General features: G+C 61.5%; 20 protein-coding genes, 2 tRNA genes and 1 pseudogene. 11 read left to right on the top strand and 12 right to left on the bottom strand.

Features of this window, described 5'->3' with window-relative positions:
- Positions 1–211: 211 nt before the first annotated feature.
- Complete coding sequence (gene miaA, locus AUL30_RS15580; protein ID WP_306302738.1) at positions 212–1,129, bottom strand: tRNA (adenosine(37)-N6)-dimethylallyltransferase MiaA; 918 nt, start codon at positions 1,127–1,129, stop codon at positions 212–214.
- Between miaA and serB the strand changes: the two genes are divergently transcribed.
- Genes serB through recQ form a run of 3 tightly spaced genes read left to right on the top strand, consistent with a single transcriptional unit; the run spans position 1,116 to position 4,400 of the window.
- Complete coding sequence (serB, locus tag AUL30_RS15575; protein WP_062228812.1) at positions 1,116–1,997, top strand: phosphoserine phosphatase SerB; 882 nt, start codon at positions 1,116–1,118, stop codon at positions 1,995–1,997. The two genes, miaA and serB, sit on opposite strands and share 14 nt — an antisense overlap.
- On the top strand, positions 1,997–2,560 hold the full coding sequence (locus AUL30_RS15570) for a GNAT family N-acetyltransferase (protein ID WP_083507980.1): 564 nt from the start codon (positions 1,997–1,999) through the stop codon (positions 2,558–2,560). The genes serB and AUL30_RS15570 overlap by 1 nt, the downstream gene beginning before the upstream one ends.
- Positions 2,553–4,400 (top strand): DNA helicase RecQ, encoded by a 1,848-nt coding sequence (gene recQ / locus AUL30_RS15565; protein ID WP_062228811.1) that lies wholly within the window; start codon positions 2,553–2,555, stop codon positions 4,398–4,400. Before AUL30_RS15570 ends, recQ begins: the two co-directional genes overlap by 8 nt.
- 12 nt (positions 4,401–4,412) lie before the next feature.
- Here the strand turns inward: recQ and AUL30_RS15560 are convergent, their stop codons facing one another.
- The 5 genes from AUL30_RS15560 to AUL30_RS15540 form a co-directional block, all read right to left on the bottom strand.
- Entirely contained in the window at positions 4,413–6,011 is a 1,599-nt protein-coding gene (locus AUL30_RS15560) for a Do family serine endopeptidase (protein WP_062228810.1), read from the bottom strand.
- A gap of 147 nt (positions 6,012–6,158) precedes the next feature.
- The gene (gene hflC, locus AUL30_RS15555; RefSeq protein WP_062228809.1) at positions 6,159–7,130 is read right to left on the bottom strand and encodes a protease modulator HflC; all 972 of its coding nucleotides are present in this window, start codon (positions 7,128–7,130) and stop codon (positions 6,159–6,161) included.
- On the bottom strand, positions 7,127–8,380 hold the full coding sequence (gene hflK / locus AUL30_RS15550) for an FtsH protease activity modulator HflK (protein ID WP_062228808.1): 1,254 nt from the start codon (positions 8,378–8,380) through the stop codon (positions 7,127–7,129). Before hflK ends, hflC begins: the two co-directional genes overlap by 4 nt.
- Before the next feature lie 152 nt (positions 8,381–8,532).
- The gene (locus tag AUL30_RS15545) at positions 8,533–9,057 is read right to left on the bottom strand and encodes a dihydrofolate reductase (RefSeq protein WP_062228807.1); all 525 of its coding nucleotides are present in this window, start codon (positions 9,055–9,057) and stop codon (positions 8,533–8,535) included.
- Between the two features lie 114 nt (positions 9,058–9,171).
- Positions 9,172–9,246 (bottom strand) — tRNA-Gln (locus AUL30_RS15540).
- A 139-nt stretch (positions 9,247–9,385) separates the two neighbouring features.
- Between AUL30_RS15540 and AUL30_RS15535 the strand changes: the two genes are divergently transcribed.
- Positions 9,386–9,462: transfer RNA gene (locus AUL30_RS15535), tRNA-Pro, on the top strand.
- Positions 9,463–9,521: 59 nt separating this feature from the next.
- On the opposite strand, the gene AUL30_RS15530 is transcribed toward AUL30_RS15535, so the two are convergent.
- Positions 9,522–10,628: a site-specific integrase gene (locus AUL30_RS15530; protein ID WP_062228806.1), complete on the bottom strand. Its 1,107-nt coding sequence runs from the start codon at positions 10,626–10,628 to the stop codon at positions 9,522–9,524.
- A 231-nt stretch (positions 10,629–10,859) separates the two neighbouring features.
- Here AUL30_RS15530 and AUL30_RS19510 point away from each other — a divergent pair, with 231 nt between their 5' ends.
- Positions 10,860–11,138 (top strand): helix-turn-helix domain-containing protein, encoded by a 279-nt coding sequence (locus AUL30_RS19510; protein WP_244490859.1) that lies wholly within the window; start codon positions 10,860–10,862, stop codon positions 11,136–11,138.
- 1 nt (position 11,139) lies between these two features.
- On the opposite strand, the gene AUL30_RS15525 is transcribed toward AUL30_RS19510, so the two are convergent.
- Positions 11,140–11,487 (bottom strand): hypothetical protein, encoded by a 348-nt coding sequence (locus AUL30_RS15525; RefSeq protein WP_062228805.1) that lies wholly within the window; start codon positions 11,485–11,487, stop codon positions 11,140–11,142.
- A gap of 842 nt (positions 11,488–12,329) precedes the next feature.
- On the opposite strand from AUL30_RS15525, the gene AUL30_RS15520 reads away from it, so the two are divergent.
- The gene (locus tag AUL30_RS15520) at positions 12,330–13,271 is read left to right on the top strand and encodes a tyrosine-type recombinase/integrase (RefSeq protein ID WP_306302739.1); all 942 of its coding nucleotides are present in this window, start codon (positions 12,330–12,332) and stop codon (positions 13,269–13,271) included.
- Here AUL30_RS15520 and AUL30_RS15515 read toward each other — a convergent pair.
- Both AUL30_RS15515 and AUL30_RS15510 read right to left on the bottom strand, forming a co-directional pair.
- Positions 13,252–13,539: a hypothetical protein gene (locus AUL30_RS15515; RefSeq protein ID WP_062228804.1), complete on the bottom strand. Its 288-nt coding sequence runs from the start codon at positions 13,537–13,539 to the stop codon at positions 13,252–13,254. The two genes, AUL30_RS15520 and AUL30_RS15515, sit on opposite strands and share 20 nt — an antisense overlap.
- Positions 13,540–13,987: 448 nt before the next feature.
- Positions 13,988–14,848 carry a hypothetical protein gene (locus tag AUL30_RS15510; protein ID WP_157070223.1) on the bottom strand — a complete coding sequence of 287 codons (861 nt, stop codon included), beginning with the start codon at positions 14,846–14,848 and terminating at the stop codon, positions 13,988–13,990.
- 797 nt (positions 14,849–15,645) lie between these two features.
- Here AUL30_RS15510 and AUL30_RS15505 point away from each other — a divergent pair.
- The gene (locus tag AUL30_RS15505) at positions 15,646–17,511 is read left to right on the top strand and encodes a hypothetical protein (protein ID WP_157070222.1); all 1,866 of its coding nucleotides are present in this window, start codon (positions 15,646–15,648) and stop codon (positions 17,509–17,511) included.
- Positions 17,512–17,800: 289 nt separating this feature from the next.
- Here the strand turns inward: AUL30_RS15505 and AUL30_RS19830 are convergent, their stop codons facing one another.
- Complete coding sequence (locus AUL30_RS19830; protein WP_157070221.1) at positions 17,801–18,022, bottom strand: hypothetical protein; 222 nt, start codon at positions 18,020–18,022, stop codon at positions 17,801–17,803.
- A gap of 49 nt (positions 18,023–18,071) precedes the next feature.
- Between AUL30_RS19830 and AUL30_RS19825 the strand changes: the two genes are divergently transcribed.
- The 3 genes and pseudogenes from AUL30_RS19825 to AUL30_RS20315 form a co-directional block, all read left to right on the top strand.
- Positions 18,072–18,290, top strand: coding sequence for a hypothetical protein (locus AUL30_RS19825; RefSeq protein ID WP_157070220.1), 219 nt, complete (start codon positions 18,072–18,074; stop codon positions 18,288–18,290).
- Positions 18,291–18,370: 80 nt separating this feature from the next.
- Positions 18,371–18,688 (top strand): response regulator, encoded by a 318-nt coding sequence (locus tag AUL30_RS15500; RefSeq protein WP_157070219.1) that lies wholly within the window; start codon positions 18,371–18,373, stop codon positions 18,686–18,688.
- A gap of 265 nt (positions 18,689–18,953) precedes the next feature.
- Positions 18,954–19,236: pseudogene (locus AUL30_RS20315) on the top strand (integrase core domain-containing protein); the annotation flags it as partial.
- Positions 19,237–19,328: 92 nt separating this feature from the next.
- On the opposite strand, the gene AUL30_RS15495 reads toward AUL30_RS20315, so the two are convergent.
- On the bottom strand, positions 19,329–19,508 hold the full coding sequence (locus AUL30_RS15495; protein WP_062228801.1) for a hypothetical protein: 180 nt from the start codon (positions 19,506–19,508) through the stop codon (positions 19,329–19,331).
- A gap of 1,465 nt (positions 19,509–20,973) precedes the next feature.
- Between AUL30_RS15495 and AUL30_RS19820 the strand changes: the two genes are divergently transcribed.
- Positions 20,974–21,432 (top strand): hypothetical protein, encoded by a 459-nt coding sequence (locus AUL30_RS19820; RefSeq protein ID WP_157070218.1) that lies wholly within the window; start codon positions 20,974–20,976, stop codon positions 21,430–21,432.
- Positions 21,433–21,717: the final 285 nt, after the last annotated feature.

Below are 21,717 nucleotides of genomic sequence, written 5' to 3'. Positions count from 1 at the left end.
CACCGCGCCGCGTTTCCTGTTTGTCGTTGTCGATGGGTCCGGACATTTGGGCAATAAAAAAGGCCCTTCGAGGGGCCTGTCTTTCGCGCACACGTGGCATCAGCCGGACGGTTTTCTAAACCGTCTCGCGTGTGCGCCTGCCTACGAGAATGAGCGAGTATGTCTTCATGGCGTGGGACGATACTGCCAAGCGGCCCGTGCGTCAACGCCATTATGGCTGCGATATGCGCGTCCATTCCGGACCGAACTGGTTCCGGAACCATGTCTCCTGCCGCTTTGCATATTGGTGCGTGCGCGTGATGGCCCGTTGCACGGCCACGTCGCGGCTGATCTCGCCCGCCTGCCAGGCGATCAGCTCGCGCAGGCCGATGGCAAGGGCGGCCGAGTGATCGAGCGCGCCCGGCCGCCGCGCGAAGGCCGCGGCCTCCTCTTCCGCGCCCTCGGCCATCATCTGATGGAAGCGCGCGGCGATGCGCTCGCGCAGGACCCCGCGTTCCGGGGTCAGCACGATCCGCGCCATCGGGCCGGACAGGAGCGGCCGCCCGCGGCCGGCCTGGAGCTGCGCCAGGGGCAGCCCCGTCGCCTCGATGAGCTCGAGCGCGCGCAGGACGCGCTGGCTGTCGCTCGGCCGGATGCGGCCGGCGGCCGCTGGGTCCAGTTGCGCCAGCCTTGCGTGGAGCGCCGGCGTCCCCTCAGCCTCGTGGCGCGCGCGCAGCGCCTGCCGCAGCTCTGGCGGCACGGGCGGCATATCGTCCAGCCCTCGCGTCAGGGCCCGGAAGTAGAGCCCCGTTCCGCCGACGATGACGGGGCGGCGTCCGGCCGCGCGGATCTCACCCAGAACCGGCTCCAGCGCGCGGATCCAATCGCCTGTGGAAAAGGCTTGGGCCGGGTCCGCAAAGCCGTAGAGGCGATGCGGCAGACCCTCCATCTCGGCCTGCGAAGGGCGTGCCGACAGGATGCGCAAGCCGTCATAGACCTGCATGGAATCGGCGTTGACGATGGTGCCGCCGTGCTGGCGCGCAAGGGTGAGCGCCAGCCTTGACTTGCCGCTCGCGGTAGGCCCGGCTATCAGGATCGCGCCTTCATCGTCCATCCGGATCGGATCGTCACCGCCCATGTATGTCGTCACCTTCCTGTCCGCCCGAAACGATCCGCGTGTCGACCGCGCTCTCGCCGAGGAAGCCCTGTCCATCATCGGCGAGGCGGAGCTGTTCTGGCTGGAGAGCGATACAGCCTGTGACCTCGTAACGGAAGCCGAGCCCACGCCCGCCACACGCCACGCCCTCTCCCGCCTTGCCTTGTCGGCGGCGGTGGACTGCGTCGTGCAGCCCGTGGCCGGGCGTCGCAAATCCATCCTCCTGGCCGACATGGATTCCACCATGATCGAGCAGGAATGCATCGACGAACTCGCCGCGGAAATCGGCATCAAGGATGCCGTCTCGGCCATCACCGCACGGGCGATGAATGGCGAGATCGCCTTCGAGCCCGCCTTGCGTGAGCGTGTTGCGCTCCTGCGGGATCTGCCGCTGGCCCGCGTGGCGGACGTCCTTACCAACCATATCACCATGGCGCCCGGCGGGCAGACGCTGGTCCGCACCATGCGCGCCCACGGCGCCTATACCGCGCTCGTATCCGGCGGCTTCACCATCTTCACGCAGGCCGTGGCCGAGCGGCTCGGCTTCGACGAAAACCGCGCAAACATTCTCGGTGTTGCGGGGGACAGGCTGGATGGCACGGTCGCCGAGCCGATCCTGGGCGCAGAGGCCAAGCTGACCGCGCTCAACGCCATCGCCGCCGCGCGCGGCGTTACGGCAGACGGCGTGCTCGCCGTCGGCGACGGGGCCAACGACCTGCCGATGATCCTGGCGGCCGGCACGGGCGTCGCGCTCCATGCCAAGCCCGCCGTGGCGGCGCAGGCACCGGTGCGCATCGACCACGGTGATCTGACGGCGCTCCTCTTCCTGCAGGGCTATCGCGCCGAGGACTTCACCCTTTGATGGACGGGCTCACCGCCGACAGGCTCCGCCTCCGGCGCTGGCGGGCCGAGGATGGCGCCGTCTTCCACCGGCTGAACAGCGATCCCGACGTCATGCATCATTTCGGCTTCCGGCGCACGCGCGCCGAGTCGGATGCCATGCGGGAGGACCTGAATCGGCGGCTCGATGCCGAAGGCATGAGCTTCCTGGCCGTCGAGCGCCTGTTGGACGCTCGCGTCCTGGGCATGGTGGGGCTGATCCGCACGCACGCGCCCTCGCCCCTCGCCCCGGAGGTGGAGATCGGCTGGCGCCTCCTGCCGGAAGCCTGGGGCCAGGGCTATGCCACGGAAGCCGCGCGGCGCTGCCTGCGCTACGGCCTCGACGAGCTTGGCCTGACCCGGATCGTCTCCTGGTGCGTGGTGGACAACCTCGCGTCGGAAGCCGTGATGCGCCGGATCGGCATGGTGCAGGCCGGCTTCCTGGACAATCCGTCCGTCGATGCCGCCCGCCATCCCCATCTGGTGCGCCACAAATATTACGTGCTGGAGGCAGGCTCGCCCGAAGCCCTCCGGCAGGATGGATAGGACGGTGGCAGGTTTGGCGGAACGGCACGATGGCGCGGCGCTCCGCGTCCTGAAGAGCGTCTATGGCTACGAAGCCTTTCGCGGCCCCCAGGCGGCGATCGTGGATCATGTCATCGATGGGCACAATGCCTTCGTCCTGATGCCGACCGGCGGTGGCAAATCGCTCTGCTATCAGATCCCCTGCCTGGTGCGGCCGGGGCTCGGCCTGGTCGTCTCGCCGCTGATCGCGCTGATGGCCGATCAGGTGGCGGCCCTGCGCCAGGCCGGCGTGCGTGCGGCGGCCCTGAACTCCGACCTGCAGGACGACGAACGCCGTGCTCTCTGGCGGTCGATCTTCGAGGGCACGCTGGATATCCTCTACGTGGCGCCGGAAACCCTTCTGCGCAGCGGCGTCATCGACAGGCTCGCAGAGGTGCCCCTGTCGGTCATCGCCATCGACGAGGCCCATTGCCTGTCGCAATGGGGCCACGACTTCCGCCCCTCCTACCGGCAGCTCGACGTGCTCGTCGACCGTTTCCCGACCACGCCGCGCATGGCGCTGACCGCGACCGCGGACGAGCCGACGCGCGCCGAAATTCTCAGCCATCTGCAGATCGGCACCGACGATGCCTTCGTCGCCGGCTTCGACCGCCCGAACATCGCCTATGCCATCGCCGAGAAAGACAATGCCCGCGCGCAGCTCAAGCGCTTCATCGACCGGCATGCCGGGCAGAGCGGCATCGTCTATTGCCTGTCCAAGCGCCGCACCGAGGAGATTGCCGCCTGGCTGGTGACGGAAGGCTACGACGCCCTGCCCTATCACGGCGGCATGGACAAGCCTGCGCGAGAGGCGAACCAGGCGCGCTTCCAGCATGGCGAGGCCGTGATCATGGTGGCGACCATCGCCTTCGGCATGGGCATCGACAAGCCGGATGTGCGCTTCGTCGCGCATTTCGACCTGCCGAGCAGCATCGAGGCCTATTACCAGGAAACCGGCCGTGCCGGCCGCGACGGGCTGCCCTCGCAGACCCTCATGCTCTACGGGATCGAGGACATCGCCCTTCGCACCCGCTTCATCGAGGAGTCGGACGCGCCGGACCTGCGCAAGCGGATGGAACGCCACAAGCTCGATGCCCTGCTGGGCCTGGCGGAAACCGCGTCATGCCGGCGCCAGGTGCTCCTGTCCTATTTCGGCGATGCCTGCGCCCCGTGCGGCAATTGCGATACCTGCGCTGCGCCGCCGCAGCTCTTCGATGGCTCCATCGCCGCGCTGAAAGCCTTGTCCTGCATCCATCGGACGGGCGAGCGCTTCGGACAGGCCTATATCGTGGATGTCCTGACGGGCGCCCAGGATGAGCGCATCACCCGCTTCGGCCACGACCAGATCTCGACCTACGGCATCGGCACGGAACACGACAACCGGACCTGGCGCGCCATCCTGCGGCAGTTGATCGCCCTGCGGCTCGTGACGGTGGACCTGTCGGGCCATGGCGGATTGTCCATTTCGGCGGAGGGCCGTCAGTTCCTGCGCGAGCGGCCGCAGTTGCAGTTGCGCGCGCCGGCCCCCAAAGCAGCCGGCCGGCGCCGCGCTGGCGATTCCCGGTCCGGCCCGGCGCCGGTGCCGCAGGCGGACCAGGCCCTGTTCGATGCGCTTCGCGCCAAACGTATGGAGCTGGCCAAGGCGCAGGGCGTGCCGCCCTATGTCATCTTCCACGATCGGACACTCGCGGAGCTGGCGGCCGCCCGGCCGAAAACGGCGCGGGCCATGGCATCGATCCCCGGCATCGGCGAAACCAAGCTGGAACGGTACGGCCCGGCCTTCCTGGAAATCCTGATCGCCCAAGGCCGCCCGAACGACTGAGCGGCCACGCGGTCAATCGAGCGGCACCACCACGAAGCGCAGATCGCCCTCGGGCGAGGCGACGAGCAGCAGCGCGTTGCGCCGGCCATCCGCCCGCAGCTTGGCCAGCTTGCGCCGGAAATCGGCCGCATCGGCAACCGTCTCCTGGCCGATCTCGGCAATGACGAGGCCCGGCTCGATCCCCTTCTCGTCGGCGGGAGATCCGTCCTCAACCTCGGTCACGACCACGCCTGTCAGATCCTCCGCCAGGCCGAACTCGTCCCGCCGCGTCTGTGAGAGATCGGCGATCTGCATTCCGAGGGCCGGCGCCGCGGCCGCATCCTCGGCGCCCGCGTCCGCGTCCTCGTCCTCTGCCGCGTCGTCACCGGCCTCGTCGGCCATCATCTCTTCGCCATCCTCGAGCCGCCCGAGCGTCACCTCGACGCTCCGTTCCTGAACGGGCGTCTCCATATCCGCCTTGCGCAGGAGCTTCAGAACCACGGCCCGACCCACTTCGGTCTCGGCCACCATGCGCGGCAGATCGCGGGAGGTCAGGACCGGCCGGCCATCGAATTCGGTGATGACGTCGCCGACTTCGATCTCGCCCGTATCGGAGGGGCCGTTCGGAACGACCCCCATGACGATGGCGCCCTGGCTGTTCGGCAGGCCGAGCCCCTCGGCGATCTCGTCGGTCACCTCCTGCAGGCGGATGCCGAGCCAGCCGCGCCGCGTCTCTCCGAACTCGCGCAGCTGGTCGATAACGTTTTCGGCCAGGAGCGAGGGGATGGAGAAGCCGATTCCGATCGAGCCGCCGGTCGGCGATATGATCGCCGTGTTGATGCCGATGACGCGGCCATACATGTCGAAGAGCGGCCCGCCGCTGTTGCCGCGATTGATGGCGGCGTCCGTCTGGATGAAATTGTCGTAAGGGCCGGCATTGATGTTGCGCCCGCGCGCCGAAACGATGCCGACCGTCACCGAACCGCCCAGCCCGAACGGGTTGCCGATCGCCATCACCCAGTCGCCGATGCGCACGGCCTCGCTATCCCCGAAGGACACGGCCGCCAGGGGCGCGGGTGCCTCGACCTTCAGAACCGCGATATCGGTCTTGGTGTCGGTGCCGATCACCGTCGCCTTCAGGGACTCCCCATCGGCGAAGTTGATGGTGATCTCGTCGGCATCGGCGATGACGTGGTTGTTGGTCACGACGATTCCGGAAGGGTCGATCACGAAGCCCGAGCCGAGCGATTGCACGCGCTGCGATCCGGTCGCCTCGTCCCCCTTCAGGAGATCGTCGAAGAATTCCTGGAATGGTGAGCCTTCCGGGGCCGTGAGCGGCGGCACGCCGCCACCCGTCGTCACGCGCTGCGATGTCGAGATATTGACGACGGCGTCGAGCAACCCTTCGGCAAGATCGGCCACGGAGGCCGGCCCCTGCATGCGGGGCTGGCTCGCCTGCGGCGGGGCGGCGGGGCTCGCGGGATCGCGCGTTTCGGCGGGCGGCCGCTGCGGGGCGATCTGCTGCCCCTCCGCCGGCGGCGGAATCACCCCCTGCGCGACCGCCGGCACGGCGATGCCACCGGCGAGCGCGGCGGCAAGGGCGATGATGCCGGTTCGGCGGGGGACATGCATGGCGGGCCCTTTCAAGCGCGTGCGTACGGCAAGGCGCCGCCGCCGCAGGCAAACGGATAAAAGCGACTGAATCAAGGGCGCCGGCCGGCGCTTAGGTGCAAAAGGAAGGAAGGGCGGACCTTTCGGCCCGCCCTTCCAGAGACGTCATCAATTTGCGGTGGCTTCGGCCGCCGATGGCGTGACCGCCCCCGGTTGCGCCGGCGGCAGCGTCGGCGCAGGGGTGGCCGGGCCATCGCCCGCCGCGCCGTCCGATCCGAAGAAGCGGAAGAAGTCCGAGTCCGGCGTCAGCACCATGGTCGTCCCCGTTCCCTCCAGCGCCGTGCGGTAGGCCTGCATGGACCGGTAGAATTCGAAGAACTGAGGGTTGCGGCTAAACACGGAGGCAAAGGTCGCGTTGCGCTCGGCCTCGCCCTCGCCCTGCAGGACGGCGGCGTCACGCCGGGCGCCCGCCAGGGTTTCGGATGCCTCGCGGTCGGCATTGGCCCGCAGCGTGCGCGCCCGCACCTGCCCCTCGGCGCGCAGACGCTCGGCCTCGGCCAGACGCTCGGCGGCCATGCGCTCATAGGTGCGCTCGGAAATTTCCGGCGTCAGGTCGGTCCGGCCTATGCGCACATCCACCAGGTCGATGCCCAGCCGCTGTGCTTCCGGGCGCACCTGGTCGCGCACTTCGACCATCATCGACGCGCGCTCGTCCGACAGGGCGGCATCGAAGCTGCGGCGGCCATAAGTGGCGCGGATCGCGGAATCGAAGCGGGTCAGCAGCAGGCGCTCGGCCTCGTCCAGCTGGCCGCCACGGACGCCGCGGCGGAACAGGGCCGGATCCTCGATGCGGTAGACCATGAAGGCATCGACGTCATAGAAGGCGCCGCCGCGCACCTGCACGCGCAGATTGTTCAGATCCGACCGCAGCAGACGCTTCGGCAGAACCTGGACATTGTCGGCCTGGGCAAAGGCGAAGGGCAGCTTGAAGTAGAGGCCCGGCTGCGAAATGACCCGCTGGATTTCACCGAAGCGCAGCACAAGCGCCTGCTGGCGCTCCGATACGATGAAGGCCGAGTTCCAGATCAGGATGATCGCGGCGGCGACAACCCCGAGAATCGCATAGAAACGGTTGTTCATCGGGCATTCCCCTGCTGCGTACCGCTCGCCACGCTGGCCGGCGGGATCGAGCCGGCCGACGCGCTGTCGCGATTGCTGGTGATGGCGGCCGGAGCGTTTCCATTTCCATTGCCGTTTCCGCCAGCCGTCTCACGGGCGCGCCGATCGGTCAGGCGGTCGATTTCCGTCAGCGGCAGATAGGGCACCACCCCGTTGCCGTTGCCGTTCTCGTTCATGATGATCTTGTTGGAATCCCGCAGGACGGCTTCCATCGTCTCCAGGTAGAGGCGGCGGCGCGTGATGTCGGGCGCGGTCTCGTAGGCTTCCAGGATGGATGCGAAACGCTGCGATTCACCGACGGCTTCCTGCACGACGCGGTTCTTGTAGGCGAGCGCGTCCTCGGTGATCTGCGCTGCCTCACCGCGAGCCCGGCCGAGCTGCTGGTTGCGGTAGATATTGGCCTCGTCCACGAAGCGGTCCTGATCCTGCGTGGCGCGCTGGACCTCTTCGAAGGCGCTGGCCACCTGGGTGGGTGGCGCCGTTTCCTCGATCGAGACGGCATTGATGGTGATGCCGGCGCCATAATTGTTCAGCGTCTGCTGGATGATGGCGCGGACCATCTCGGCAATGGCGGCGCGGTCGTCGCGGAACAGATCGTCCACCGGATTGCGGCCCACGACCTCGCGCATCGCGCTTTCGGAAACCTGCCGCAGCATGCCCGGAGCGTCATCGACATTGAAGAGGTATTCCTGCGGATTCGACACGAAGGACAGGACGGAGAACTTCACATCGACGATGTTCTGGTCCCCGGACAGCATCAGGCCGGATGTGTCATTGCCCCCCGAGCCGCCGATCTGCAGGCGATTCTCCACCGCCGGCACGGTCTCGAACTTCTCGATGGGCCAGAGCGTAAAGTGCAGCCCGGGCGGGGAAAGCTCCTCGCGTGGCTGGCCGAGGAGGATCTTGACGCCGTTCTCGCCGGGCTCGACCACGTGGACGGCATTCACTGCCCAGACGACACCCAGCACGATCGCAACGACACCGCCGAAGAGCAGCCCACTGCCCTTGGCGCCGCCGGAACCGCCGCCGCCGCCACCCGGCATGGCACGCCGCAGGCGGTCCTGGCCACGACGCAGGATCTCCTCCAGATCGGGCGAGCCGCCACCGCCGCCGCCGCCGGGACGCGGCTGCTGCGGCCCTTGTCCCCACGGGCCGCCATTGTTACCGCCGCCTTTCCAGCCGCCACCGCCGGTCTGATTGCTCCAGGGCATGGATGTCCTTTCACGAGAGAAGCCGCGCCCCGGGCAAATCCCGTGCGCGACCTGACGTTTCAGTCCTTATAAGAATTGACCTTCGGCCATTCAATGTTGGGACGCCGTTTTGCAAATGCACAAAATTGCGAACGGTGGGGCGTGCCGGGCTGTCAGATCACCGCGCGCCGGCGTTTCAAGCTCAGGTAGCGCGCCTTCGCCGTGTCGCCCGGGCTCACGGGCATCTCCGCCTCGCGGATCGTCTCCCATTCCGTCGGGTCGAGTTCGGGAAAAAACGCATCGCCCTCCGGCGCGCAGTCGACGATGGTAAGCTCGATCCGGTCCGCCATGGGCAGGAACTGCCGGAAGATCGCCTCGCCCCCCACGACGGAGATCGCCTCCACCCCGCGCCGCCCCGCACTCGCCCGCGCCAAGGTCAAGGCGCCTTCCAGGCTGGACGCATGCAACGCCCCCGGCATCACGCGCGCCGGATCCTGCGACAGAACCACGGAGTCCCGCCCGTCCAGCACCTGGCCGATGGCGTCGAGCGTGCGCCGGCCCATGATCATGGGCTTCCCCATCGTCAACGCCCGATAGCGCTTCAAATCCGCTGGCAGCGTCCAGGGCAGACCCCCATTGGCCCCAATCACGCGGTTCCGGGCCATGGCAGCGATGATGATGATGCTTTGCGAGGACATGATTTCAGCATGACCGGTTTGACCCTGCGTTGAAAGGGGGCCGGTCATTTTGATGGGGATCGCAGTCGACTAAAGCAACAGCGGCGTGCGTGTCTACGAAAAAGCCATGTGCACTGGCTGGGGCGCCTGGATTCGAACCAGGGAATGGCGGTACCAAAAACCGCTGCCTTACCGCTTGGCTACGCCCCAACAGCCGCCTGCGCAGCGGCCGGTCTATAGACCGTTGTCCAGCCCTTTGCAACGCTGTGGCATGCTGCTTCAGACCGACAAATAATCGCAACAATCCGCTTGCGCCGACTCAGCGCCAAAGCTATACAGCCGGCGGCTTCGGAGTGTAGCGCAGCCTGGTAGCGCACCTCGTTCGGGACGAGGGGGTCGCAGGTTCAAATCCTGCCACTCCGACCAATCTTCTCAGTAGTTTACTGGGGCCCTCCCGATTATACGGCAACGATAACGGCAACGACTCACAGTCGGCCGGCCTTGCCGCGTGTGAATGCATCTCCAACCGCTGATTGATGGTCAGGGTGGTGGTGCCCGTAGGTTTGCTCGAGCGTCTCGCGCGTCATCCCTAGATAGCCAGACGCCTGCCACATATCGACACCGGACTGCATGAGCCAGGTTGCTGCCGTGTGGCGGAGTGTATGCCTCACCACGCCAACCCCTTCCTCCCCAAGTACGTCGCGGACTAAGTTCCGATAGGCCCGTTTGGGATCGGCCGGCCGACCTTGATACTCAACAACATATCGGGCGCCATTCCTATGCCACCGCCGCATGTGAGACAGCAGGCGCATGGGTATCCGTATGGGCGGAGCCTTCTTATTAGCTGCCACCCGTTCATCTGGGGCCGCTCGATAGAAGACGCCGGCCTTAAGGTCGACGTATGGCCGATTAGCCTCTGGCACGAACGACGCCTGCCAGACGCGAGCAGATCGGCTTCCGGTGTAGGTGGCGGCAAGCAGAAAGCGCGCAACGTGCAGGGTGGCCCTTTTCTTCGTCGGGGATCCCCGCTGCACTTCGCGCTTGCGGTAGGCAGCCCATATCAAGCGTGCCAACGTGTCCCGCTCCAAGTGGGCAACGCGCCCCTTCGGTTTCGGTGGCAATGAAACGGTGACGGCCTGTCGCGTCACGTTGTCAGCGATTGCCATCCGGCAAGCGGCCCTGAGATCCTCGAGCTCGCGTCGCGCCATGCTCTGCGAGGTCCTGGATGCGACATAAGCCTTGCACGTCGCAGTGGTAATGTCATCGAGCGTCTTGTCGCCCCAGAAGGCAAGCAGTGCCTCTGCACGTGCTGCGAGCTCTGTCGGCCGGCGCGCCGCGTCTGCCTTGACTGACAGATAGTGAGCGATCACCTCGGCAACCTGGACCTCCCTAGCGGCCCTCCCCGTCTGCTTTGGAGCGACGATGAACTGACGCGCTATGTGCTCGGAGAGCGCTTCCTGAGCGCTTTGCACATTAGCAGCGCTGCATCCCGTGCCGTACTGCTTGCCGCCGTCGAGAATGATCCAGACCGCGTCTCGGTCTTTGCCAGCAGGTCTGAGCCAGAGGCGTGCTGGTTTTCGGGCACGAGGCATTTTGCTTTCATCTCCTCGATTGCAGAAAGGGTGGTGAAGTCCTTTCCCGCGATCCTCATTAAGGTAAGTCGCCCTCGCCGTGCCTCTCGACGCAGGCCGGCCGCGGTAATGCCCCCGAGCGGGAAGGCTATCGAAATGATGTCCGTCAGGCGGACAGGGGTGTTGTCATTTGCAGCCTGCATCACCTCTCCTAGTGACTGGTCGCATAAGGTCTGATATCATTCATTTTGTGTGAATGGTCCATTGGAGTCAATCATTTTGTCTGATTTGGGTCTAATTGCTGCACAGGTCCGCGCCGCTCGCGCCCTGCTTGGCTGGTCGCAGTCGGATCTTGCAAAGAACGTGAAGGTAAGCAGATCAGCAATAGCGGACTTAGAGGGCGCAAGACGCCGGCCTCATGAGGCAACAATGTTTGTAATATTCAGCGAGTTGTCAGCTGCAGGTGTGAATTTCACAGGCACTGGTGTTGAATTCAGGCAGTATCCGCTCCCAAAATCACGGGTGTCTTGAGCTAAATGCCGAGGTAAGCACGTTGAAAGTCCGATCTGCGTGCATTACTGTTTTCCTCGACAAAACCAGCGAGGCTCGCGAGCAGCCTGTGAAGCGCCATCGCCTCGTGCGGGTTGAGCCTGTCCTCCGCCAACGCTACGATTGTCGCCGCGGCGCCGAGCTGCATTAGCGCTCCTGCCCCGCATGATGCCCGATGCCAGGATACCTCTTCACGGATGGCATCCATCCGCCCTTGGTGCGCGGCCATTGCGTACTCGTCCCACGCTTCATCAGCCTGGTGATGAGCAAGCGTCACCTTATGGAACTGCCGCGCGAGCTGACCTGCGACGTGCTGCTTTTTGCTAACCATGTTTCGCTCCCACCGTTGTAACTCTGATTCGTTTTTGATACCTTGTACTTAATCGCACCGGTGAGTGAGTGCGTCAACCTTTTATTAGTACATGGTGCTCAAATGCTGCCGGTTCAGTGTAAAATGGCTAGGGTCGCGACAGGGCTCGGGGTGCGGGAGCTGGCAGCCGCTGCGATGGTGGCACCGGCTACCGTCTCTCGCTTTGAGGCTGGTGAGGAGCTGAAGCCTCGGACCGTAGCGGCGATCAAGGCAGCCCTCGAGACAGCCGGCGTCCTTTTCATCGACCAGAACGGACATGGACCAGGCGTTCGCTTACGTGACCGAGCCGCTTGACCTCACCCGACGATCAGCTCAGTTTTGGATGCCGGACCACCAAACCGGCAGCCGCACACTACGCATGGGGAGTTTGATGAAGGCGAGGTGCACCTATGGACCCGCTAGACAGAGCGGTCGCGGCGCAAGACGACAGAGTGAGCAACGATCCCCCTCGCCTGCTCTCGCGCAAAGACGCTGCAGCTTACTGTGGCAGCAGTGTTGCGACGTTCTCGGGGTGGGTAGCGGCAGGACATATGCCTCGGCCCTTGTTCGGCTCGAGGCGCTGGGACCGCAGAGCAATTGACGCAGCGATCGATCGGGCGTCCGGCTTTGAGAACAAGCCAACGTCAAATGCAATTACAGCGCCTGCGAATAAGGCTAGCACACCTCGAAGCCTGAAGGGCATCGCCCGAACCTGGAAGACACTCTCGGATGGATCGCGGCGCCGGTATATCTACGCCTGGCGCGGCGGTCCTCTCTTGCGTGATGAGGACGGCGAGCCTCTACAGGATGGCGACCCTCGCTTGGTGAAGGCCTATGCCGACGCCCTCGCCTCTCGCAAGATCGTCCAGGCGGACACGCTCGACACGCTCATCGACGAGTTCATGCGGTCGTCTGAGTACACGACCAAAAGCGACAAGTCGCGCAAGGGCTACGACCTCTATATCCGCCGGCTGCGCGCGCATAAGATGGGGACCGGCCTCATGGTGCAGATGCCGTTGCAGGCCGTACAGCATCCGACCGCACGCGGCGTGTTCAAAGCTTGGCGCGACACGATGGCCGACAAACCCCGCACTGCTGACTACGCTTGGGTGACGCTCGCGCGCATTCTGTCAGTGGCGAAAGACAACGGCCGGATCTCGGTGAACGTCTGCGAGCGCGGCGGGCGCCTCTACACGGCAGATAGAGCCGAGAAGATTTGGACTGCCGACGACATTCAGGCGATCATGCAGCACGCTAGCGAGCCGCTGCGCATGGCCTTCCTAATGGCTCTGTGGACGGGGCAGCGCGAGGGCGACCTTCTGCGCGTGCCGTGGTCCGCCTACGACGGCAGTCGCATCCGCATCCGCCAGGGCAAGACCGGCGCGCGTGTCAGCGTTCCAGTTGGGCAGCCTCTCAAGGTTGCGCTGGACGCGGCCGCGCAATCGAAGAAGACGACGACGATCCTCGCGAACACGCGCGGACGCTCGTGGACCGAGGACGGCTTCCGCGCGAGCTGGGGAAAGGCGTGCCGCTCCGCCGGCATTGAGGGACTGACCTTCCACGACATCCGCGGCACGGCCGTTACGCGGCTCGCGCTCGCCGGCTGCAGCACGTCGGAAATCGCGGCCATCACGGGGCACGCTCTGAAGGACGTCGAGCACATCCTGGATGCGCACTATCTGGGCGGTCGCGTCGAGCTCGCAGAGCAGGCAATGGCCAAGCTCGAGCTGCACGTTACAACGGACCCTACCGCTTGTCCCCCTTGAACTCCGGCATGAACGCTCTTTCAGGGTTCTCATATATCTGCTGCACTAGGTTCGCGATGCCGGAGCAACGGAAGCAAGGCTCGGTGCAGCGCTGACGGCTCATGCAAACCGCGGCAGCGATCGTGTCTGCCTTCGGGTTCGTAGAGAACGCTTTGAGTGCCGCTGCAACGAGGCGTGCAGTCTCCGGCGTCAGCACGACCTGCTTCCCAGCGCGTGCGACTCCTTCGATCTGTTCGGCCAAGTGCGGCAATGACCTGTAGCGGCTCATGCCCTTCTTATGAGGCGAGTCGCAAACGAGAACAATACGGGAACAAGTCGCAATGTGGGACCTTGGATGCCTATATGACTGGAGCGGTTATGCTGCTACTGGGAACGCGCTATTAGGCTTCCGAGATTTCAGCAAATTGAGGCTCTTCGCGCATTGCCCGATGGTGGCGGATCTTATGCCGCGAGGCGTTCGAGGGTAGCAAAATAAGCGGGTCTTGGTCTAAAGGCCGGCGCCACTAGGAAGGGCACCGTAGCGTCCGCCGAGCGGGTGTCCGAGGAAGTTTTTGTCACTTTAGTAAGGACGAATTGGGCGCCGTTGCACATGCGTTAGGATGGCTGATGTCGACCTTATTATGGCCGTTCGTAGTGCTTCCGTTGCCGCCCGAAACCAACCTCTCGAGCAGGCGATGAACATGCAACACGCGGCGGGACGGAACGGGTGACAGCGGTCATTCGGCCAAGCGATTACTAAAAAGCTGTCGTTCTGTGTCGCCTAGCTTGATTGGTGTTAGCGAGTATTCACAGTCGAAACCCTGATCATCGCTGTAGTAACCTGTGTATATCCATATCGAAGGGAAAGGGCAGCCCTCCAAAAAGGCTTGCAGATACTTAACTGCATTGAAGATGTCGCCCGGTTCGCTATGGGTCGTTAGATTGTCGAGAACCAGTATCGTTCTCTCTTTGCCACGATGCCGCTTTGCAGCTTTTTTCTGAATTGCCGTCTTGATTTCTAGTTCGAGATCGATGTGCGGATTAAAGGGAGGTCGAAGAAACAATTGCGGCACGCGGTCCTCATCCCCCAATGTGAAAAGCCTCTGTTTATCAGACTTTGTTTTTATGCTCTCCACGATTTCGGCAGGGATAGTGCCCGGAAAGTGCTTCTCGACCTTTAGCACCTCGTATCCCCGCAGCTCCTTCTGATGGAGCAAGATCACGCAATCGTTTTCAGCTCGCATGAGTTGGAGCAACTTCTTCTCTGCTATTCGACAAATTTCGAGATGGAACGTGGTGCCGTCATGCATGACATACGTGAAATCCCACGGACAATCTCTGCCAACAACATAAAATTGTGGAGGCTCAATCTGGTCTCGATAGTGAATTTCTGCGTATTGCCTCGAGAAATGAAAAGCGACGATGTCTTCCCTATGACGATCATCAAGAACGTTCATTCTTACGACTTCACGAAAGCCGCCATGCTCATCAATGAAGGTATGCCGCGTGAAGTTTTGCTTCCCTTCGAGGTCCAGCTTCGGCGCATACGTGCTTTCGCGCTCTTGCAGCAATTGTGAACTAAACGCGCTTCCAGCCATCGCAGCACCTTGAGGTCAGACCAACGCGAAATCCAGACTTCGGTCTTGAACGCGCGATGAACAGTTAGGGCATAGCCGCCGAAATCTCGGCAGTGACGTCGCAGACGCTCGGCGCACTCCAAACGTCATCCCGCAGCATAAACTTGTTGCTGTTCGTGTGAGCAATATGCATGGATGGTTCGATCACGCAACGATGGCGCATGGCCTGTCTCTCGCATCCTGTTACCAAAACCTGCCAGTCTCCTTTCCACCCCAACACTGCCGACGGGTTAGTGAACCCTTCTTCGCCAATCAGTGCCTTGGGGCATCGCTGACAGGGTCCCTCACGAGCGTGACACTTGGAAGCTCGGCAACCTTATGAGAGTGACCGCGCCGCCTTCATCAACCGATAGATCCACGCTCCGCATTGTAATGGCGAGGTAAAACACGGACGGGTCTCGGAAGAGGACGGCAGACCGGTAACCGCGTTGCGTTCTGCATGGCTTCACCAATTGCTACATGAACGGCCACAACCAAACGAGCCAATCATCGATATCAGCTTCGGCTTTCCCAAGCTGCCCTTCCCAACAGCCCCAATACGGCCCGACAAATGATATCGACCAAGGATATCAAGTGGGTCAGCAAATGGACGCTCCGACGGAGGTAGCTGACACCAAACCAACGCTTGACGAGCAGTCCCTAGGCTGCGCCAATCATCGCAGTCGATCATAATGACTTAGGGCCCGGTGTACGGCCGCAGGGTCCGTGATCCAACATGGTGCATTTGCTGACATCTCGATAAATCATCGGAGGCGTTGGTGACCAAGGCTCGGTTCGATCACCCGTTTGCAGTCGCAGTGCGCGAGCAGCTAAGAGTTCGCGGCCATTTCGCATCAAAAGTCGCCGCAGAGATGGCTAAGGACGGCCATCCCGGCCCGCGCGCTGACACGATCTACCGTTGGTTGGCTGGTCGAACCCTACCCTCTTCTGCCAAGTCAGTGGACTTCACTCTTAGGGTTGAACAACACTTCGGTCTTGCGCGCTATGAACTGACGGACCTCCTTCCACGCGACGTTCGGTTGTACGCTCGGAACCGGGCGGAGATGTCCTACCGGGAAGTTCATACCCTCGCCTGGCATCTTCCCGACGACTTCGATCGACGGCCGAGGAAAGATCGCACTCAGATCCTGGAATGGGTCAGGTCGACTGTCTTCCACCAGCAGACTGAGTATCGTCGGTATGTTGGCGAGATGCGGGATAAGCCCTTCAGCCTGCGGTTCGAGAACATACCGCTGAACTACCGGCCGACTACCGATCCGCAGAAGAGCCGGCGGTCGCCTCTCGTACGAGATGCGCCCCAGGCCCTTCAGCAGGAAATGCAAAGCCTATTAGCGTTCCGCACCAGTGCGTTCGCTCCCGTTGGCTTGGAGCGGCTGGGCCGCTGGAAGAGCGCAACCGCTGCTCATCATGCAGGTAACTTCAGTAGGTTCTTCGGGGCGCTATCTGCTGACCCGGCCTCTCCCGCAAGCGGCGCAGGTCTACCGCTTGAGGCAATGACGTTCGCCCTCTGTCTGTCGCCTGAATTATGCGACTGGTATTTGAACTGGCGTGAGCGGCGCCGCGGCTTTTACGGCACCAACGAGTTTTCACTGCTGATAGCCATCAATGGCCTGCTGCAACCAAGAACCGGCTGGCTCTATCAGAGCCCAGGACTGGCGAAGGCACTTCGGCCAATCGACGGCTTCATTACACCGGACCAAATCGCTGATATCGCGTCCGACTGGCATGGTGCCTGCCTTCGAATGTTGGGCCATGTCCGAGGACGAACCCACGACATCAAGCGGGTCATGCGCGGACACCGTGATCCTGCGGAGCCAATACTCCCTGTCCTGGCAGCGCCGAAGCCTGCGGACGTGTATCGCCGCATCGAAGACGAGATCCTTAAGTGGAAACCGTCAGAGCGAACCGACCCGCTGGGCGCCGCGGAGGCGACACGCGATTATCTCCTGGTCCACATCGCGCTTAAAACGGGCCTGCGCCAGCGCAACCTTCGAGAGCTTCGGCTGGCTCGTCCAGGGCAGCTGGGAACGAAGGAAAGCGACCTCGAGAAGATGCAGGCCGGCGAGATCCGCAAGCGCGCGGATACAGGCGCGTGGGAATTGTACGTACCGCTTTCAGCCTTCAAGAACGCTCATTCACGATTTTTCGGCGGGAAGCCCCTGTTGGTAGAGCTGGGCAACTCAGGACGCTTTGCAGAGCGGATGGATCTTTGGGTAAAGCGGCATCGCGCCCGACTGATCGGTCCTGCCAAAGATCCGAGTACGATGTTTGTGAGGAAGGGTCGCCGACAGGACGACGATGTCACTATGTCGATCGCTTCGATGACCCACCACTGGTATCGCATCACCCGCAAATACGGGATCTACAACCCCTACACCAAGCGCGGCGCCGTTCAGGGTCTGCTGCCGCATGGCCCACACAATGTCCGTGATGTGCGGGCGACACATGTCCTAAAGGCGACTGGCTCGTACGAGATCGCCAGCTACGCAATTCACGACACAGCGGCGACCATCGAAAAGCACTACGGCCGCTTCCTGCCAGGGGAGAAGGCTCGCAAAGCCTCGGACATCGTGGACATGATATGGTCTGATGACAAACATGTGCCCCGGAGATCCCCTCGATGAAGATCCATCCCCCGACGCCATTCCGACCTGATCGAGCCCGAGAGTGCGCGCGCATTATTCAGGAAGCAGTTGGTGAGCTTGAGCGCGAGGCGCTCGAGGCAGGATGGACGCCAGCCGAGCTGTCCGAGGCGTTCACCCGATATGCACAGGGTGCGCAGCTTCGAGCGCTACCGCGGACCGAGTATGCTTCGGTTGCCGATCAAATTGTTCGGCAGATAGCCAAGCCGAAGCGTGATGAGAGCTAGATCCGCTCGTAAGATATGGTGTGGGACCCTTGAGGAAACTTGAACTACTCAGCCTCCCGAGCTTCCATCACTTCGTTCATATACCGGTTCGGGTTTTCGGTTTCTTCCCAAGCCTCTTCCACCTCGTGCAACACGTGGCCGCCCTTAGAGATTGAAACCTTGAAACCAACAATCGCCACACCGACCTCCGTTGCCGTCAACGGAATTGCGGCAGGAGTGGGCTGTTTCAATAGGCTGCGGCGGGTGGCGAAATTTCCAACGGCCATGATAGGGCATGCGTCTGCTGGTCTTAAGCAGATCGCTCAAGGATATCGAATGTCGAACAGGCTTTCAGACGGCGTCGCCTATGCTCGGAAAATTGCAGATGGGCTGGAGGCCGGACTGCGCGGCCGCCACGATCCACTTTCAGCAGAGGAGATGGTGGAACTGCATCACGCCATCGCCAACCTCGCAGCTGGATTGGCTGGTTTGGAGCGGCGGCTTAAGCGCGATCTCGACGGCCAAGAACCCGAAGGGCGTGCGCCTAACAATTGAAGATGCCCATCTTCGCTCCTCAGCGGATCGAAAGCTGGAGACGAGCCGTTTGCCACAAGATCCCTTGAAGGTGGCAGGATATGCTCGAAGACGACTCCCCTTACGCCTTGGTAGCGGACGACGACGCCTTCATTGCCATGGACGCCTGCCAGATCCTCGAGGATGCAGGGTTCAGGACCTTCCAGGCTGCCAATGTTGATGCAGCACTAGCGGTCCTAAAGGAGAATGCCAAAAGCATCCAGCTCCTGTTCTCCGACGTCCAGATGCCGCCGAGTGAGCGTGACGGCTTCGAACTGGCCAGACTGACCGCGGAGAGTTGGCCGCACATCTGCATTATCGTCACTTCCGGCGTAGAAAAGCCCGGGCCCGGCGTGATGCCCGAGGGAGCACGGTTTTAGAAGCCGTTCTCCGCCGATGTCGTCTGTAACCATCTGCAGGAGATACTCCCGGATGGAAAGATACCCCAACTCCTGATGCGAAGGATGGCAGGCCGGCTATAGCGACGCGATCGTTACCAGCGGAAAATTAAGCTACGGGTATCATTGCCCGGTAAGTTGATTACAAAGTAGCAATTATAGCACTACAGGGGGAGTGGGTACGGCAGGGAGTTCACCTCATACGCCATCGCGCCGCCAGGTAGAAGGATCACCCGCCGAATAACAATACATTGTCCCGGGAAAGCCGATGCCGAACGGTTATGTGGGAGATCTTCACCGGCCGGACGCGGGACGAGCTCTTGAATGAGAGCCTATTCGTCGCCCTTGACCATGCCCGCAGCGCCGTCGCCGAATGGAGTCATGACTTCAGCTCCGCGCGACCGCATTCCTCACTTGGATAGCAGGCCCCGACGGCCTTCGCCGGAACACTTGCCGCAACCGGCTCCAAAATTCCGCTAGATAAAGGCTTGCGTCGCTACTGGTTGGTCAAATCGCGCCCTACGGCGTAACATAAATCGGTAAGACTCCTATTGCCGCTGAATGACGGCTGGGCAGGTCACCCTGTCTCGCGCCAGTACGACATTACTGCCAGCCCGTTAGCTTATGTCTTGGATGAATACGGGTTGCCCTGCTGGGTCTCTGTCGAGATCAGCGCCATAGCCCGCCAGCTAGCCTCGGCATCAATGTGTTTCTTTTTTACATTTGCAAGGTTGGTCTGCATCGATGCAGCCCGGCACTCTTCTGCGCGATCTAGGTAGAATTGGGTCATGTTGTATTTCATGACGCGCTCTCCAAGGGACCTATCGGCCAACGGACCGAGTTCATGGCATCTTCAAGATCCATGCGGGTTCGTCGCGCCCGCTTTTCGGCCGCTGCAGCGATAATCGAGCGCATTTCGAAACTTTTCAGCCCAGGAAAAAGCTCAGGTACAATAGTAAGATTGTTCAAGCCATACATGGTGGTGACGCTAGTCATGGCAGAGCCTCAAGAGTAGGTGTGGACGTAAGAAATATAGTCATCGCGCTTTAGCATCAGAAATCCTTTTCCTCCATCCAGACGTGAACGGCGGCGTCCCCGTCACGTTTAGAAGGCTCCGAGCGATCTTTGACAATCGAAGCGAGCTGCAGCTCATTGTGGAGCGTCGTAAGATCGCATCGCGTTAGGAGAGGCCAGCGGCGCTGAGCTCCCGCCGCATACGCTATTTTCCGCGCAACAGTTTTGTCGCTTTCGTCACCCATATATCCAAACATAAGGGTGAGCTCCATCGGGTGGGAGAGCCAGCGGCAAAGACAGTTGGATACCCAAATTTCGAAATCTTCAACACCCTGGTGGCATATGTACTCTTAATCCAAGCATTAGCTAGGGGCACTAGACAATTATTACGAAGCTGTCCCGCGAACGGCTGCCCCACAACGGCCTGTCCAGAACTGTCTCCGGACAATCTATCCGATTATATGTTAGGTTTAATATCCTGTCAGCGAATACATTTGATTAGGTGTTGAACCCAATCGATTATCCCAAGCGTACGTGGGGTTACCTAGCGCTGGACAACATTCGACGCCATTACGGATCTGCCTCAAATTCTCTCGCAGGATATGACGCAGGTGCCGACCGTGGCCTTGCCTACCCCGGCTCCCCACTTTTCCATAGCTTGTTTAGATACGGCTTAGGATTATGGTCATCTGGCCAATACGCTGGTCTCTCACGAACGATCTTAGTGTCCTGCATGATGGTTACCCGGTACCAAGCAATCGCCATTTAACGCCGCCCGCAGTTGAACACGTAGATGCGTCCAATTAGATCGCCTTCAACCGGGAGCCAGCCTACCTATCGATGTATGTTAACTTCATCGACAATTAAATTGGCCAAACCGACAAATCGATTGCATAATATTTCGTCAAAATGATTGGCCAGTTTGAATTTCAAACAGCCGCCATTGTTTTTGTTTTTTTCGGAGCTACATATTTTAATGAATAGATCATTTAGAATCCTTGCGCAAATCCCGGGAGATTTTTTATGGCTTACATGTCCAAGTACCCTTCGGTGACTGTTCATCCTTCAAGTGCCGCCACGGATCATACGGAACCTAAAGGCATCTACGATGCGTTCATGCGCCGATCCAACAGCGACCGGTCAACGAAACTGTCAGTTAGAAAGTTCAGCAAACGCGATCGCGCGGGCACCGAACCCACATACCCATTTGCACGCATAATAGACTGAGGATAGGTTTTTGCGGGAGGCCTTTCATGGACTATGACGCACCTGCCGAGCTTACATGGCGGGGTGGCAGGTCTCGCAATCCAAAAGCGCGAAGGCGAAAATCGTTCGAGCATTTATGGCAAGCAGTATGCTTTGTCATCAGCGACAAATCTGAACGTCGCGGCGTTTGCAAAATTGTTTCGAGCTTTAGCCAATATGAAGGCGAAGAAATTGAGGAGCTATATGCACGACGAGATTTTCCGGTTCGGCAGAGACAAACGCTTACGCCCGCAACATTTTTGGACCGGTTATTCGGAGCTCGAACGCCGAAGTATCGTCTGCTAGGCGACACAAGTTACACATGGACTATTATTCGCATCACCACCGGGATGCCTGTCGAAATCAACGGTGTTGAGATGGCACGCATGAGCGTAAAACAGGCTGAGGAAATGCTCCGTATCCTAAACGGCCCCGGGGAAGCAGACATGCTTGCACTTGGGCCGTAATTTAGAAGGTTCTCGGTGCATACCGATGGTTGGCATTTAAGCGGGCTGCATAATCGGCAACTGATTTCCACATTTCTTATCAGCACCGGTTGTGAATTGATTTGCAAGCACCACATCCAATCTAGGCGTTGATGATTGTTCGAACATGAATGTGGCTCGAACTAGCCTCCGGCACTTCCGCCTAACGGAGTTACTCCCATGTTTGGCTACCAAGGTGGTGAAGCGACTGAGACAGTCGTTCGCAAGCGGGGATACATGGTCGACGCCATGAGACGTTGGCCATTC

Origin of the sequence: Aureimonas frigidaquae, assembly GCF_001463905.1 — a bacterium.
Lineage (GTDB): Bacteria > Pseudomonadota > Alphaproteobacteria > Rhizobiales > Rhizobiaceae > Aureimonas > Aureimonas frigidaquae.
The sequence above is the reverse complement of the archived record's forward strand: the minus strand, read 5'-3'. Positions and strand labels throughout refer to the sequence as shown.

Coding starts and splice junctions, on each gene's coding strand:
- serB (WP_062228812.1), top strand. CDS start 1,116: ATGTATGTCGTCACCTTCCTGTCCGCCCGAAACGATCCGCGTGTCGAC.
- AUL30_RS15570 (WP_083507980.1), top strand. CDS start 1,997: ATGGACGGGCTCACCGCCGACAGGCTCCGCCTCCGGCGCTGGCGGGCC.
- recQ (WP_062228811.1), top strand. CDS start 2,553: ATGGATAGGACGGTGGCAGGTTTGGCGGAACGGCACGATGGCGCGGCG.
- AUL30_RS15560 (WP_062228810.1), bottom strand. CDS start 6,011: ATGCATGTCCCCCGCCGAACCGGCATCATCGCCCTTGCCGCCGCGCTC.
- hflC (WP_062228809.1), bottom strand. CDS start 7,130: ATGAACAACCGTTTCTATGCGATTCTCGGGGTTGTCGCCGCCGCGATC.
- hflK (WP_062228808.1), bottom strand. CDS start 8,380: ATGCCCTGGAGCAATCAGACCGGCGGTGGCGGCTGGAAAGGCGGCGGT.
- AUL30_RS15545 (WP_062228807.1), bottom strand. CDS start 9,057: ATGTCCTCGCAAAGCATCATCATCATCGCTGCCATGGCCCGGAACCGC.
- AUL30_RS15530 (WP_062228806.1), bottom strand. CDS start 10,628: ATGCCTCGTGCCCGAAAACCAGCACGCCTCTGGCTCAGACCTGCTGGC.
- AUL30_RS15525 (WP_062228805.1), bottom strand. CDS start 11,487: ATGGTTAGCAAAAAGCAGCACGTCGCAGGTCAGCTCGCGCGGCAGTTC.
- AUL30_RS15515 (WP_062228804.1), bottom strand. CDS start 13,539: ATGAGCCGCTACAGGTCATTGCCGCACTTGGCCGAACAGATCGAAGGA.
- AUL30_RS15510 (WP_157070223.1), bottom strand. CDS start 14,848: ATGGCTGGAAGCGCGTTTAGTTCACAATTGCTGCAAGAGCGCGAAAGC.
- AUL30_RS19830 (WP_157070221.1), bottom strand. CDS start 18,022: ATGGCCGTTGGAAATTTCGCCACCCGCCGCAGCCTATTGAAACAGCCC.
- AUL30_RS19825 (WP_157070220.1), top strand. CDS start 18,072: ATGTCGAACAGGCTTTCAGACGGCGTCGCCTATGCTCGGAAAATTGCA.
- AUL30_RS15500 (WP_157070219.1), top strand. CDS start 18,371: ATGCTCGAAGACGACTCCCCTTACGCCTTGGTAGCGGACGACGACGCC.
- AUL30_RS15495 (WP_062228801.1), bottom strand. CDS start 19,508: ATGAAATACAACATGACCCAATTCTACCTAGATCGCGCAGAAGAGTGC.
- AUL30_RS19820 (WP_157070218.1), top strand. CDS start 20,974: ATGGACTATGACGCACCTGCCGAGCTTACATGGCGGGGTGGCAGGTCT.